The sequence below is a fragment of the Lelliottia sp. AC1 genome (genome assembly GCF_023278595.1).
Taxonomy (GTDB): Bacteria; Pseudomonadota; Gammaproteobacteria; order Enterobacterales; family Enterobacteriaceae; genus Enterobacter; species Enterobacter nimipressuralis.
In genome coordinates, this window is record NZ_CP025699.1 from 807,733 (window position 1) to 822,188 (window position 14,456).

Below are 14,456 nucleotides of genomic sequence, written 5' to 3' on the forward strand. Positions count from 1 at the left end.
CATGGCAGATTACCAGGGTAAAAAAGTCGTTATCATCGGGTTAGGCCTTACGGGCCTTTCCTGCGTGGACTTTTTCCTCGGGCGCGGCGTTACGCCGCGTGTGATGGATACGCGTGTTTCTCCGCCTGGTCTGGACAAGCTGCCAGAACAGGTTGAACGCCACCTTGGTGGTCTGAATGATACCTGGCTGCTCGATGCCGATCTGATTGTCGCCAGCCCTGGGATGGCGCTGGCGCATCCGTCATTAAGCGCGGCTGCGGATGCGGGCGTAGAAATTGTCGGTGATATCGAACTGTTTTGCCGTGAAGCCCAGGCGCCGATTGTGGCGATTACCGGCTCTAACGGCAAAAGTACGGTTACGACGCTGGTCGGCGATATGGCGAAAGCGGCGGGCGTTAACGTCGGCGTCGGCGGCAATATTGGCCTGCCTGCGCTGATGCTGCTCGATCCGGCTCGCGAGCTGTATGTGCTTGAACTGTCCAGCTTCCAGCTGGAAACCACCTCAAGTCTGCAGGCCGTGGCAGCCACGATCCTGAACGTGACTGAAGATCATATGGATCGCTATCCGTTTGGCCTGCAGCAGTACCGCGCGGCCAAACTGCGCGTCTATGAAAATGCGAAAGTCTGTGTGGTGAACGCAGACGATGCGCTGACCATGCCGGTGCGTGGTGCGGACGAACGTTGCATCAGCTTTGGCGTGAATATGGGTGACTATCACCTGAATCACCAGCAGGGCGAAACCTGGCTGCGTGTGAAGGGCGAAAAAGTATTGAACGTGAAAGAGATGACTCTTTCCGGGCAGCACAACTACACCAATGCGCTCGCGGCGCTGGCGCTGGCCGATGCCGCAGGTTTACCGCGTGCCTCCAGCCTCAAAGCGCTGACAACCTTTACCGGTCTGGCGCACCGCTTCCAGCTGGCGCTGGAGCACAACGGCGTGCGCTGGATTAACGACTCAAAAGCAACCAACGTGGGCAGCACCGAAGCTGCACTGAAAGGATTACGCGTCGATGGCACGCTGTATCTGTTGCTGGGCGGCGATGGAAAATCGGCGGATTTCTCGTCCCTAAAACCGTATCTGATGAGCGATAACATCCGCCTGTACTGCTTTGGCCGTGACGGCGCTGAGCTGGCGGAGCTGCGCCCGGAAATTGCTGAACAAACTGAAACGATGGAACAGGCTATCCGCCTCATCGCGCCTCAGGTTAAACCGGGTGATATGGTGCTACTCTCTCCGGCATGTGCCAGCCTCGACCAGTTTAAGAATTTCGAACAGCGTGGTGATCTGTTTACCCGCCTCGCGAGGGAGTTAGGCTGATGCGTTTATCTCTCCCTCGCCTGAGAATGCCGCGCATGCCGGGATCCCGAATCCTGGGCTGGCTGTTTGCGGCGCTGAAAGGCTGGGTGATGGGCTCGCGGACGAAAGATTCCGATAGCCTGGTCATGTACGACCGTGCGCTCCTGTGGTTTACGCTGGGTCTGGCGGCCGTCGGTTTCATCATGGTGACCTCGGCTTCGATGCCCGTTGGGCAGCGTCTGGCGAACGATCCTTTCCTGTTCGCCAAGCGTGACGGTTTGTACATCATCCTGGCATTCTGCCTGGCGCTGATTACGCTGCGTCTGCCGATGGAGTTCTGGCAGCGCCACAGTACCGCGATGCTGATCGCCTCCATTATTATGCTGTTGATCGTGCTGGTGGTGGGTAGCTCCGTTAACGGAGCATCGCGCTGGATCGCCTTTGGCCCGCTGCGTATTCAGCCTGCGGAATTCACCAAGCTGTCGCTATTTTGCTATCTCGCTAACTACCTTGTGCGCAAGGTTGATGAAGTGCGAAATAACCTGCGCGGCTTCTTAAAACCGATGGGTGTGATTCTGGTGCTGGCAGTGCTTCTGCTGGCGCAGCCGGACCTCGGTACGGTGGTGGTACTGTTCGTCACCACGCTGGCGATGCTGTTCCTGGCGGGTGCCAAGCTGTGGCAGTTCATCGCGATTATCGGCATGGGCATCTCGGCCGTGGTCCTGCTGATCCTCGCCGAGCCGTATCGTATCCGCCGTGTGACCTCTTTCTGGAACCCCTGGGAAGATCCGTTCGGCAGCGGTTATCAGCTGACTCAGTCTCTGATGGCCTTTGGTCGCGGTGAAGTGTGGGGCCAGGGTTTAGGCAATTCAGTTCAAAAACTGGAGTATCTGCCCGAGGCGCATACGGACTTCATCTTCTCCATTATTGGGGAAGAACTGGGTTATATCGGTGTGGTGCTGGCACTTTTAATGGTATTCTTCGTCGCTTTCCGTGCTATGTCGATTGGCCGAAAAGCGCTGGAAATCGATCACCGCTTCTCAGGTTTCCTGGCCTGCTCAATTGGTATCTGGTTTAGCTTCCAGGCATTGGTCAACGTTGGCGCCGCAGCAGGTATGCTGCCGACGAAGGGCCTGACGTTGCCGTTGATCAGTTACGGTGGTTCGAGTCTGTTGATTATGTCGACGGCAATTATGTTCTTGTTACGCATAGATTATGAGACGCGTCTGGAAAAAGCCCAGGCGTTTACACGAGGTTCACGATGAATCAACCGAAGCGGTTAATGGTGATGGCAGGCGGTACCGGCGGACATGTTTTCCCGGGACTTGCGGTTGCGCACCATTTAATGGATCAAGGCTGGCAAGTGCGCTGGCTGGGAACCGCCGATCGCATGGAAGCCGATCTGGTGCCGAAGCACGGTATCGAGATCGACTTTATTCGGATTTCAGGCTTACGTGGCAAAGGCATCAAAGCGCAGCTGCTGGCTCCGGTGCGTATCTTCAACGCCTGGCGTCAGGCGCGCGCAATCATGAAGCGCTTTAAGCCTGATGCGGTGCTGGGGATGGGCGGGTATGTTTCCGGTCCGGGTGGACTGGCGGCCTGGTCGCTCGGGATCCCGGTTGTGCTCCATGAGCAGAACGGTATCGCCGGGCTGACCAACAAATGGCTGGCAAAAATTGCCACCAAAGTGATGCAGGCTTTCCCGGGAGCGTTTCCTGACGCAGACGTAGTGGGTAATCCGGTGCGCGTGGATGTGCTGGCGCTCCCGTTGCCGCAGGAACGCCTGATCGGGCGCGAAGGCCCGGTGCGGGTGCTGGTTGTCGGCGGCTCTCAGGGCGCGCGGATTTTGAACCAGACCCTGCCACAGGTGGCGGCGAAACTGGGCGAGAGCGTGACGATCTGGCATCAGAGCGGCAAAGGTGCGCAGCAAATGGTCGAACAGGCGTATGCCGAAGCCGGTCAGTCTCAGCATAAAGTTACTGAATTTATTGACGATATGGCAGCGGCCTATGCCTGGGCCGATGTCGTGGTGTGCCGTTCTGGCGCACTGACGGTGAGTGAAATCGCCGCAGCAGGATTGCCAGCAGTGTTTGTGCCTTTTCAGCACAAAGATCGCCAGCAGTACTGGAATGCGTTACCGCTTGAGAAAGCGGGTGCCGCAAAGATTTTTGAACAGCCACAGTTTACCGCAGACGCCGTCGCTACCACCCTCGCGGGCTGGAACAGAGCGACACTGCTGGAGATGGCCGAACGCGCACGCGCGACGGCTATTCCGGATGCGACCGAGCGGGTGGCAAATGAAGTGAGCCTGGCAGCAAAGGCTTAACCCTTGCAGCGCGTTTTGCGTTGCACGAATTTTTAGAAGTATCGATGGCGGTTAGAGAATGAATACACAACAACTGGCGAAACTGCGTTCAATCGTGCCCGAGATGCGTCGCGTCCGGCACATTCACTTCGTTGGCATCGGCGGCGCAGGTATGGGCGGTATTGCCGAAGTTTTAGCGAACGAAGGTTACCAGATCAGCGGTTCCGATCTGGCGCCGAACCCTGTTACGCAACAGTTGGCGTCGCTTGGGGCGACCATCTATTTCAACCATCGTCCTGAAAACGTACTCGATGCAAGTGTTGTTGTGGTCTCAAGCGCGATCTCCTCTGATAACCCGGAGATTGTTGCCGCGCACGAAGCGCGTATTCCGGTGATTCGCCGCGCAGAGATGCTGGCTGAGCTGATGCGTTTTCGTCACGGTATTGCCGTTGCGGGTACCCACGGTAAAACGACGACCACGGCGATGGTCTCCAGTATTTATGCAGAAGCCGGTCTTGATCCGACCTTCGTTAACGGTGGCCTGGTAAAAGCGGCGGGCGTTCACGCGCGTCTGGGCCATAGCCGTTATCTGATTGCTGAAGCGGATGAGAGCGATGCGTCGTTCCTGCATCTGCAGCCGATGGTGGCGATTGTCACTAACATCGAAGCCGACCACATGGATACCTACCAGGGCGACTTCGAAAATTTAAAGCAGACGTTTATTAATTTCCTGCACAATTTGCCGTTTTATGGTCGTGCGGTGATGTGTGTGGACGATCCGGTGATTCGTGAATTGCTGCCGCGCGTGGGTCGTCAGGTTACGACTTACGGTTTCAGCGAAGATGCGGACGTGCGGGTAGAAGATTACACGCAAATCGGTGCGCAGGGGCATTTCACCCTGGCACGTCAGGACAAACCGTTGTTGCGCGTTACCCTGAATGCACCGGGACGCCACAATGCGCTCAATGCTGCGGCTGCGGTGGCTGTCGCCACTGAAGAGGGCATTGAGGACGATGCGATTTTACATGCGCTGGAAAGTTTCCAGGGCACAGGGCGTCGTTTCGACTTCCTCGGTGAATTCCCACTGGAGCCGGTAAACGGCAAAGCAGGTACCGCGATGCTGGTGGATGACTATGGTCACCATCCGACAGAAGTGGATGCAACCATTAAAGCGGCACGTGCGGGCTGGCCGGACAAAAATCTGGTGATGATTTTCCAGCCACACCGCTACACACGTACGCGCGATCTTTATGACGACTTCGCAAACGTGCTGTCGCAGGTGGATACGCTGCTGATGCTGGATGTTTATTCAGCGGGTGAAACTCCGATTCCGGGCGCGGACAGCCGTTCTTTGTGTCGTACGATACGCGGACGCGGTAAGGTAGACCCGATTCTGGTTTCCGATCCGGCTCAGGCGGCTGAAATTCTGGCACCAGTGCTGACCGGTAACGATTTGATTCTGATTCAGGGCGCGGGAAATATCGGCAAAATCGCGCGTAACTTAGCGCAAATCAAACTGACGCCGCAAACCTCAGAGGATGAACGCAATGGCTGATAAGATTGCGGTCCTCTTTGGCGGAACCTCTGCTGAGCGTGACGTCTCGCTGAACTCCGGCGCCGCCGTGCTGGCGGGTCTGCGTGAGGGTGGAGTCAACGCCCACCCGGTTGATCCTAAAGAGACGGACATCACTCGTCTCAAGGAGATGGGGTTTCATAAAGTCTTTATCGCTTTACACGGTCGTGGCGGTGAAGACGGTACGCTGCAAGGGCTGTTGGATTTAATCGGTTTGCCTTACACCGGCAGTGGTGTGATGGCCTCCGCCATTTCCATGGACAAATTACGCAGTAAATTACTGTGGCAGGGCGCGGGTTTACCCGTTGCGCCATGGGTTGCGCTGACGCGCCGCGAGTTTGAAGCGGGCGTTGACGAGAGCGTCAATGTGCGCATTGCGCAGTTGGGTTTGCCGGTTATTGTCAAACCCAGCCGTGAAGGCTCAAGCGTCGGTATGTCCAAAGTTGATCAAGCTGGTGATTTAACCCAGGCGTTAGCACTGGCTTTTCAACATGATGAAGAAGTTCTGATTGAAAAATGGCTCAGCGGTCCGGAATTTACCGTGGCGATGCTCGGCGAAGAAATTTTGCCGTCAATTCGTATCCAACCCGCTGGAACCTTCTATGATTATGAAGCGAAGTATCTCTCTGATGAGACGCAATATTTCTGCCCAAGTGGTCTGGAAGCAGAACGTGAAGCAGATTTACAGGACCTGGTGCTTAAAGCCTGGACTGTTTTGGGTTGCCGTGGCTGGGGACGCATCGATGTGATGCAGGACAGCGACGGAGAATTTTACCTGCTGGAAGCGAATACCTCACCGGGTATGACCAGCCACAGCCTGGTGCCGATGGCGGCGCGTCAGGCGGGCATGAGCTTCTCGCAGTTAGTCGTACGTATTCTGGACCAGGCGGGCTGATATGTCGCAGGCTGCACTAAACACGCGCAACCGCGAAGAAGAGGAAGAATATTCCTCTTCAGGACGGAGTAATGGAACGCGTCTTGCAGGGATCTTGTTCCTGCTCGGTGTGCTGTGTACCGTGTTTATCAGCGGCTGGATGGTGTTGGGCTGGATGGAAGATGCGCAACGGTTACCGCTGTCAAAACTGGTGGTTACCGGCGAGCGTCACTACACGCGTAACGATGATATCCGTCAGTCGATCCTTGCGCTGGGATCGCCTGGCACTTTCATGACCCAGGACGTCAACATTATCCAGAGCCAGATTGAACGTCTGCCATGGATAAAACAGGCGAGCGTCAGAAAGCAATGGCCTGATGAATTGAAGATTCATCTGGTTGAATATGTGCCCATTGCGCGTTGGAATGATCAGCATATGGTCGACGTAGACGGAAATTCGTTCAGCGTCCCGGCAGATCGTGTCAGCAAGCAAAGTTTACCGATGTTGTCTGGCCCGGAAGGCAGTGAAAACGAAGTGCTACAAGGTTTTCGCGAGATGGGGCAGGTGCTGGCTAAGGACAGATTTGCGTTAAAAGATGCGTCAATGACGGCTCGCCGCTCCTGGCAGCTGACGTTGACGAATGGGATTAAGCTCAATCTTGGTCGCGGCGACACGATGAAGCGTTTGGCGCGTTTTGTAGAACTGTACCCCGTTTTACAGCAGCAGGCGCAGACCGACGGCAAACGGATAAGCTACGTTGATTTGCGCTATGACTCAGGCGCAGCAGTCGGTTGGGTACCGGCTCCGGTTGAGGAACCTAATCAGCAACAGAATCAGGCACAGGTACAGGCAGAACAACAATGATCAAGGCGACGGACAGAAAACTGGTAGTTGGACTGGAGATTGGCACCGCTAAGGTTGCCGCTTTAGTAGGGGAAGTTCTGCCCGACGGTATGGTCAATATCATTGGTGTGGGCAGTTGCCCGTCCCGTGGTATGGATAAAGGTGGGGTAAACGACCTCGAGTCGGTGGTGAAATGCGTACAGCGCGCCATCGATCAGGCAGAATTAATGGCAGATTGCCAGATTTCCTCCGTCTATCTGGCCCTCTCTGGTAAGCACATTAGCTGCCAGAACGAAATCGGAATGGTGCCGATTTCTGAAGAGGAAGTGACGCAGGAAGACGTTGAAAACGTAGTGCACACGGCTAAATCCGTGCGCGTGCGCGATGAACACCGCGTGCTGCACGTGATTCCGCAGGAATATGCGATCGACTACCAGGAAGGTATCAAAAATCCGGTCGGTCTTTCCGGCGTGCGTATGCAGGCAAAAGTGCACTTGATCACATGTCACAACGACATGGCGAAAAACATCGTCAAAGCCGTTGAACGTTGTGGCCTGAAAGTTGACCAACTTATTTTTGCAGGACTGGCAGCAAGCTACTCGGTTCTGACTGAAGACGAACGTGAATTGGGCGTCTGTGTGGTTGATATCGGTGGTGGTACAATGGATATGGCCGTGTATACGGGCGGTGCATTGCGTCACACTAAAGTTATCCCTTATGCCGGGAATGTCGTGACCAGCGATATCGCTTACGCCTTTGGTACGCCTCCGAGCGATGCAGAGGCGATTAAAGTGCGCCATGGTTGTGCATTAGGCTCCATCGTCGGCAAAGATGAGAGCGTTGAAGTGCCAAGCGTGGGCGGTCGTCCACCGCGCAGTCTGCAGCGTCAGACGCTGGCAGAGGTGATTGAGCCGCGTTATACCGAGCTGCTTAACCTCGTCAACGAAGAGATTTTACAGTTACAAGAACAGCTTCGTCAGCAGGGTGTGAAACACCATCTCGCGGCGGGGATTGTATTAACCGGTGGTGCAGCGCAAATTGAAGGTCTTGCCGCCTGTGCCCAGCGAGTGTTCCATACGCAAGTCCGTATTGGTGCGCCGCTGAATATTACCGGGTTAACGGATTACGCTCAGGAGCCGTATTATTCAACGGCCGTGGGCCTGCTGCACTACGGGAAAGAGTCCCATTTGAGTGGTGAAGCAGAAGTGGAAAAACGTACGTCGGTCGGTTCCTGGGTCAAACGACTCAATTCCTGGCTGAGAAAAGAATTTTAATTTTTAAAGAGACCGGAGAGAATTAGCGGTCTCAGGCGACAGGCACATACGCAAAAGCACTCTTTTGCCCAGGCAGGCTTGAGTGATGAAGCGTAAAAACGGAGAGAAACCATGTTTGAACCAATGGAATTAACCAACGACGCGGTGATTAAAGTCATCGGCGTCGGTGGCGGCGGCGGTAACGCTGTCGAGCATATGGTGCGCGAACGCATCGAAGGTGTTGAATTCTTTGCAGTTAACACCGATGCTCAGGCACTGCGAAAGACAGCTGTAGGCCAGACTATTCAGATCGGTGGTGGAATCACTAAAGGTCTGGGCGCTGGGGCTAACCCAGAAGTCGGTCGTAACGCGGCTGAAGAAGACCGTGAAGCACTGCGTGCTGCACTTGATGGCGCCGATATGGTGTTTATCGCAGCGGGCATGGGCGGTGGTACCGGTACGGGTGCTGCACCGGTCGTTGCTGAAGTGGCAAAAGATCTGGGTATCCTGACCGTTGCTGTCGTGACGAAGCCTTTCAACTTTGAAGGCAAGAAGCGTATGGCATTCGCGGAGCAGGGTATCACTGAGCTGTCCAAACACGTGGACTCTCTGATTACCATCCCGAACGACAAACTGCTGAAAGTGCTGGGTCGCGGTATCTCCCTCTTGGACGCTTTTGGCGCAGCAAACGACGTGCTGAAAGGCGCGGTTCAGGGTATCGCTGAGCTGATTACTCGTCCGGGTCTGATGAACGTCGACTTCGCCGACGTCCGCACCGTAATGTCCGAAATGGGCTATGCGATGATGGGCTCTGGCGTGGCAAGCGGTGAAGACCGTGCGGAAGAAGCGGCTGAAATGGCGATCTCTTCTCCACTGTTGGAAGACATCGATCTGTCCGGTGCGCGCGGCGTTCTGGTCAACATTACCGCTGGCTTCGATCTGCGTCTGGATGAGTTCGAAACCGTGGGTAACACCATTCGTGCGTTCGCGTCTGATAACGCCACCGTGGTTATCGGTACTTCCCTTGATCCGGAAATGAACGATGAGCTGCGTGTGACCGTTGTTGCTACCGGTATCGGCATGGACAAACGTCCAGAGATCACCCTGGTCACCAACAAACAGACCCAGCAACCGGTAATGGATCGCTACCAGCAGCACGGCATGGCGCCGCTGACGCAGGAGCAAAAACCGGCTGCGAAAGTGGTGAACGACAATACGCCACAAACCGCGAAAGAACCGGATTATCTGGATATCCCAGCGTTCCTGCGTAAGCAAGCTGACTAAGAATTGGCTGGAATTTGGGGATTTTCGCTCTTTGTGCTAAACTGGCCACCCGTTAGTGATATACACTCTCGGTTGGATAAGTAATTTGGCGAGATTATACGATGATCAAACAAAGGACACTTAAACGTATCGTTCAGGCGACTGGCGTCGGTTTACATACCGGCAAAAAAGTCACACTGACGCTGCGCCCTGCGCCGGCCAATACCGGGGTCATCTATCGTCGCACCGACTTGAATCCACCGGTAGATTTTCCGGCCGATGCCAAATCTGTGCGTGATACTATGCTCTGTACTTGCCTGGTGAACGAGCATGACGTGCGGATTTCTACCGTAGAGCACCTGAACGCCGCCCTGGCGGGTCTGGGTATCGACAACATCGTTATTGAAGTCGATGCGCCAGAAATCCCAATAATGGATGGCAGTGCTGCTCCGTTCGTTTATCTGCTGCTTGATGCGGGCATTGATGAATTGAACTGCGCGAAGAAATTTGTACGCATTAAAGAGACTGTTCGCGTGCAAGATGGCGACAAGTGGGCTGAATTCAAACCGTTTAATGGTTTCTCGTTGGACTTTACCATCGACTTTAACCATCCGGCGATTGACGGCAGCAACCAGCGCTATGCGATGAACTTCTCTGCTGATGCGTTTATGCGTCAGATTAGCCGTGCACGTACTTTCGGTTTCATGCGTGATATCGAATATCTGCAGTCCCGTGGCCTGTGCCTGGGCGGCAGCTTCGATTGTGCCATCGTTGTTGACGATTATCGCGTACTGAACGAAGACGGCCTGCGTTTTGAAGATGAATTCGTTCGTCACAAAATGCTGGACGCAATCGGCGACCTCTTCATGTGTGGTCACAACATCATTGGTGCATTCACCGCGTTTAAATCCGGCCATGCACTGAACAACAAATTGTTGCAGGCAGTTCTCGCAAAACAGGAAGCCTGGGAATTTGTGACCTTCGAAGATGAAGCTGAATTGCCACTGGCATTCAAAGCGCCGAGCACGGTTCTGGCGTAACGGTTAATTCCGTATCGTAAAATCGACTGGTTGACCTGGTACTCTCTCCGGCCAGGAAGACCAGTCGTTTTTGTTTTTGCACGTCTGATTTTCTTCCCCGCATGATTATTGCCCGCTAAGCACAGAATGTGCGCGCGTTCGCCGCATTCTTGAGCGTTTTTACCCGTGGCAATCTGTCATTCCTGCTGATGTATTATCGCTTTAGTGATAATATCTGTGCGCTAAATAATATCTGAACGCATGCCTGAACGGGCCTGCACACGATGGTGGATTAGGTGAGCGGAATACTAACGCGCTGGCGACAATTTGGCAGACGTTACTTCTGGCCGCATCTCTTATTAGGGATGGTTGCGGCGAGCCTCGGCTTGCCTGTACTCAGCCATACCGCAGAAGCGGCAACGCCTGCGAACACCACCACCGCCAAACACGATCTCTCCACGCGGGTTAATTTCACTCATCTCGCGCTGCTGGAAGCCAGTCGCCGTCCGAACTTTACGGTCGATTACTGGCATCAACATGCTATTCGCACCGTCATCCGTCATCTTTCGTTTGCCATGGCGCCACAAGCCGTGCCTGCTGCGGAAGAGTCGCTGCCAGTTCAGGCGCAACATCTTGCGCTGCTGGATACGCTCAATGCGCTGCTGACGCAGGAGAGCAAACCGCCGGTCATCGTTCGTCAGATGGCTCAGACCGCCTTTATCCCACACGCCGCCTTTTCGGTGTCCGCCTGGATTAGCCAGGTGCAGGGCATCCGCGCCGGGCCACAACGCCTCAGCTAAATTAACTTTTTTCAATACCTTAATTTATCTGCCCATGATGGGGCGTGTGAGAATTTATTATGCTAATCAAATTATTAACCAAAGTTTTCGGTAGCCGTAACGATCGTACCCTGCGCCGTATGCGCAAAGCGGTCACCGTCATTAATGGTATGGAACCGGAGATGGAAAAACTCTCCGATGACGAACTGAAAGCGAAAACGGGCGAGTTCCGTGAGCGTCTGGAAAAAGGCGCAACCCTGGAAAGCCTGATCCCGGAAGCTTTCGCCGTGGTTCGCGAAGCGAGTAAACGCGTGTTTGGCATGCGTCACTTCGACGTTCAGCTGCTCGGCGGTATGGTTCTGAACGAACGTTGCATCGCAGAAATGCGCACCGGTGAAGGTAAAACCCTGACTGCAACGCTGCCTGCCTACCTGAACGCATTGACCGGTAAAGGCGTTCACGTCGTGACCGTCAACGACTACCTGGCGCAGCGTGACGCCGAAAATAACCGTCCCCTGTTCGAATTCCTCGGCATGTCCGTAGGCATCAACATGTCCGGCCTGCCCGCTCCGGCGAAGCGTGAAGCGTACGGCGCAGACATCACCTACGGTACCAACAACGAATACGGTTTTGACTACCTGCGCGACAACATGGCGTTTAGCCCGGAAGAGCGCGTACAGCGTAAACTGCACTACGCGCTGGTGGATGAGGTCGACTCAATCCTCATCGATGAAGCCCGTACTCCGCTGATCATCTCCGGCCCGGCTGAAGACAGCTCCGAGATGTACCGTAAAGTCGACAAAATCATCCCGCACCTGATTCGTCAGGAGAAAGAAGATTCTGATACCTTCCAGGGCGAAGGCCACTTCTCTGTGGATGAAAAAGCGCGTCAGGTGAACCTGACCGAACGCGGTCTGGTCCAGATCGAAGAGCTGCTGGTTGAGCAGGGCATTATGGAAGAGGGCGAGTCACTTTACTCCCCGACCAACATCATGCTGATGCACCACGTTACTGCGGCATTGCGCGCTCACGTCCTGTTCACCCGCGATGTGGATTACATCGTGAAAGACGGCGAAGTGATCATCGTTGATGAACACACTGGTCGTACCATGCAGGGCCGTCGCTGGTCTGATGGTCTGCACCAGGCTGTGGAAGCGAAAGAAGGCGTCGATATTCAGAACGAAAACCAGACGCTGGCTTCTATCACCTTCCAGAACTACTTCCGTTTGTACGAAAAACTGGCGGGCATGACCGGTACAGCGGATACCGAAGCGTTCGAGTTCAGCTCTATCTACAAACTGGATACCGTTGTCGTTCCAACGAACCGCCCAATGATCCGTAAAGATATGCCGGATCTGGTCTACATGACCGAAGCGGAAAAAATTCAGGCGATCATCGAAGATATCCGCGAGCGTACCGCTGCAGGTCAGCCGGTGCTGGTGGGTACTATCTCTATCGAAAAATCCGAAGTGGTCTCTCACGAGCTGGATAAAGCGGGCATTAAGCACAACGTGCTCAACGCTAAATTCCACGCCAAAGAGGCCGATATCGTTGCGCAGGCGGGTTATCCGGCTGCGGTTACCATCGCCACAAACATGGCGGGTCGTGGTACCGACATCATGCTGGGCGGTAGCTGGCAGGCCGAAGTGGCCGAGCTGGAAAACCCAACGCCAGAACAAATTGCGCAGATCAAAGCTGACTGGCAGGTGCGTCACGATGCGGTGCTGGCCTCCGGTGGTTTGCACATTATCGGTACTGAGCGTCACGAATCTCGTCGTATCGATAACCAGCTGCGTGGCCGTGCGGGTCGTCAGGGTGATGCCGGTTCTTCCCGCTTCTACCTGTCAATGGAAGATGCCCTGATGCGTATTTTCGCCTCTGACCGTGTGTCTGGCATGATGCGTAAACTGGGGATGAAACCGGGCGAAGCGATTGAGCACCCTTGGGTGACCAAAGCGATTGCCAACGCACAGCGTAAAGTGGAGAGCCGCAACTTCGATATTCGTAAGCAGCTGCTTGAGTATGATGATGTTGCCAACGATCAGCGTCGTGCTATCTACACCCAGCGTAACGAACTGCTGGATGTGTCCGACGTGAGCGAAACCATCAACAGCATTCGCGAAGATGTCTTCAAAGTGACTATCGATGCGCACATTCCACCGCAGTCTCTGGAAGAGATGTGGGATGTTGAAGGCCTGCAGGAACGTCTGAAAAACGACTTCGATCTCGAATTGCCGATCAAAGAGTGGCTGGACAAAGAGCCAGAGCTGCACGAAGAGACGCTGCGCGAACGTATTCTGGAAACTGCTGTTGCCGTTTACAAGCAGAAGGAAGAAGTGGTTGGCACCGAGATGATGCGTCACTTCGAGAAAGGCGTCATGTTGCAGACCCTGGACTCTCTGTGGAAAGAGCATCTGGCAGCGATGGATTACCTGCGTCAAGGTATTCACCTTCGCGGCTATGCGCAGAAAGATCCTAAGCAGGAGTACAAACGTGAATCCTTCGCCATGTTCGCCTCTATGCTGGAGTCACTGAAATACGAAGTGATCAGTACCCTGAGCAAGGTTCAGGTGCGTATGCCAGAAGAAGTGGAAGCGATGGAGCAACAGCGTCGTGAAGAGGCTGAGCGTCTGGCACAGATGCAGCAGCTGAGCCACCAGACTGACGAAGACGAAGCGGCAGCGGCGATTGCAGCCCAGACGGGCGATCGCAAAGTGGGCCGTAACGATCCGTGCCCATGTGGTTCCGGTAAAAAATACAAAGCGTGTCATGGCCGTCTGAGCTAAACACGTATCACCAGTTGAAAAGGCGCAGACATCTGCGCCTTTTTTATGGAAGTCACAATATGAAAGTACTGCAAATCGCTGTCGGGATTATTCGCAACCCGCAAAACCAGATCTTCATTACTCAACGCGCCGCTGATGCCCATATGGCGAATAAATGGGAGTTTCCTGGCGGGAAAATCGAATCAGGAGAAACGCCGGAACAGGCGCTGATTCGGGAACTTCAGGAAGAGGTGGGGATCACCCCGAGTGGCCCTATATTGTTCGATAAGCTCGAATACCAGTTCCCGGATCGCCACATTACGCTGTGGTTCTGGGTGGTGGAAAGCTGGGAGGGGGAACCCTGGGGCAAAGAGGGGCAGCCTGGCAACTGGGTTGAATTAGAAGCGCTGGACGCCGATAAATTCCCGCCAGCCAATGCGCCTGTCATTGCAAAACTGATTGAGGATTGGAAGGCCTGCTAAGC

12 protein-coding genes are annotated in these 14,456 nt (G+C 54.6%); all 12 read left to right on the top strand.

The annotated features are described in order from the left end of the window. Position 1 precedes the first annotated feature (1 nt). Positions 2–1,318 carry a UDP-N-acetylmuramoyl-L-alanine--D-glutamate ligase gene (gene murD, locus C0560_RS03805; protein ID WP_100777625.1) on the top strand — a complete coding sequence of 439 codons (1,317 nt, stop codon included), beginning with the start codon at positions 2–4 and terminating at the stop codon, positions 1,316–1,318. Continuing rightward, positions 1,318–2,562 (top strand): cell division protein FtsW, encoded by a 1,245-nt coding sequence (ftsW, locus tag C0560_RS03810; protein WP_102104595.1) that lies wholly within the window; start codon positions 1,318–1,320, stop codon positions 2,560–2,562. The genes murD and ftsW overlap by 1 nt, the downstream gene beginning before the upstream one ends. Beyond that, on the top strand, positions 2,559–3,623 hold the full coding sequence (gene murG / locus C0560_RS03815; RefSeq protein ID WP_248859663.1) for an undecaprenyldiphospho-muramoylpentapeptide beta-N-acetylglucosaminyltransferase: 1,065 nt from the start codon (positions 2,559–2,561) through the stop codon (positions 3,621–3,623). Before ftsW ends, murG begins: the two co-directional genes overlap by 4 nt. Positions 3,624–3,681: 58 nt before the next feature. Continuing rightward, positions 3,682–5,157: a UDP-N-acetylmuramate--L-alanine ligase gene (gene murC, locus C0560_RS03820; protein ID WP_248859664.1), complete on the top strand. Its 1,476-nt coding sequence runs from the start codon at positions 3,682–3,684 to the stop codon at positions 5,155–5,157. Beyond that, positions 5,150–6,070 carry a D-alanine--D-alanine ligase gene (locus C0560_RS03825; RefSeq protein WP_107702257.1) on the top strand — a complete coding sequence of 307 codons (921 nt, stop codon included), beginning with the start codon at positions 5,150–5,152 and terminating at the stop codon, positions 6,068–6,070. The genes murC and C0560_RS03825 overlap by 8 nt, the downstream gene beginning before the upstream one ends. Before the next feature lies 1 nt (position 6,071). Next, a complete protein-coding gene (gene ftsQ, locus C0560_RS03830; RefSeq protein WP_100777620.1) occupies positions 6,072–6,914 on the top strand; it encodes a cell division protein FtsQ in 843 nt (280 codons plus the stop codon). Then, the gene (gene ftsA, locus C0560_RS03835; protein WP_095280777.1) at positions 6,911–8,167 is read left to right on the top strand and encodes a cell division protein FtsA; all 1,257 of its coding nucleotides are present in this window, start codon (positions 6,911–6,913) and stop codon (positions 8,165–8,167) included. The genes ftsQ and ftsA overlap by 4 nt, the downstream gene beginning before the upstream one ends. Before the next feature lie 111 nt (positions 8,168–8,278). Further along, complete coding sequence (ftsZ, locus tag C0560_RS03840) at positions 8,279–9,430, top strand: cell division protein FtsZ (protein ID WP_006173842.1); 1,152 nt, start codon at positions 8,279–8,281, stop codon at positions 9,428–9,430. Positions 9,431–9,531: 101 nt separating this feature from the next. Then, on the top strand, positions 9,532–10,449 hold the full coding sequence (gene lpxC, locus C0560_RS03845) for a UDP-3-O-acyl-N-acetylglucosamine deacetylase (RefSeq protein ID WP_100777619.1): 918 nt from the start codon (positions 9,532–9,534) through the stop codon (positions 10,447–10,449). A 275-nt stretch (positions 10,450–10,724) separates the two neighbouring features. Further along, entirely contained in the window at positions 10,725–11,228 is a 504-nt protein-coding gene (secM, locus tag C0560_RS03850) for a secA translation cis-regulator SecM (RefSeq protein WP_100777618.1), read from the top strand. Positions 11,229–11,287: 59 nt separating this feature from the next. Then, positions 11,288–13,993 carry a preprotein translocase subunit SecA gene (gene secA, locus C0560_RS03855; protein WP_107702255.1) on the top strand — a complete coding sequence of 902 codons (2,706 nt, stop codon included), beginning with the start codon at positions 11,288–11,290 and terminating at the stop codon, positions 13,991–13,993. Between the two features lie 59 nt (positions 13,994–14,052). Continuing rightward, positions 14,053–14,454, top strand: a complete 402-nt coding sequence (gene mutT, locus C0560_RS03860; protein ID WP_123429484.1) for an 8-oxo-dGTP diphosphatase MutT — start codon at positions 14,053–14,055, stop codon at positions 14,452–14,454. The last annotated feature ends 2 nt before the right edge of the window (positions 14,455–14,456 follow it).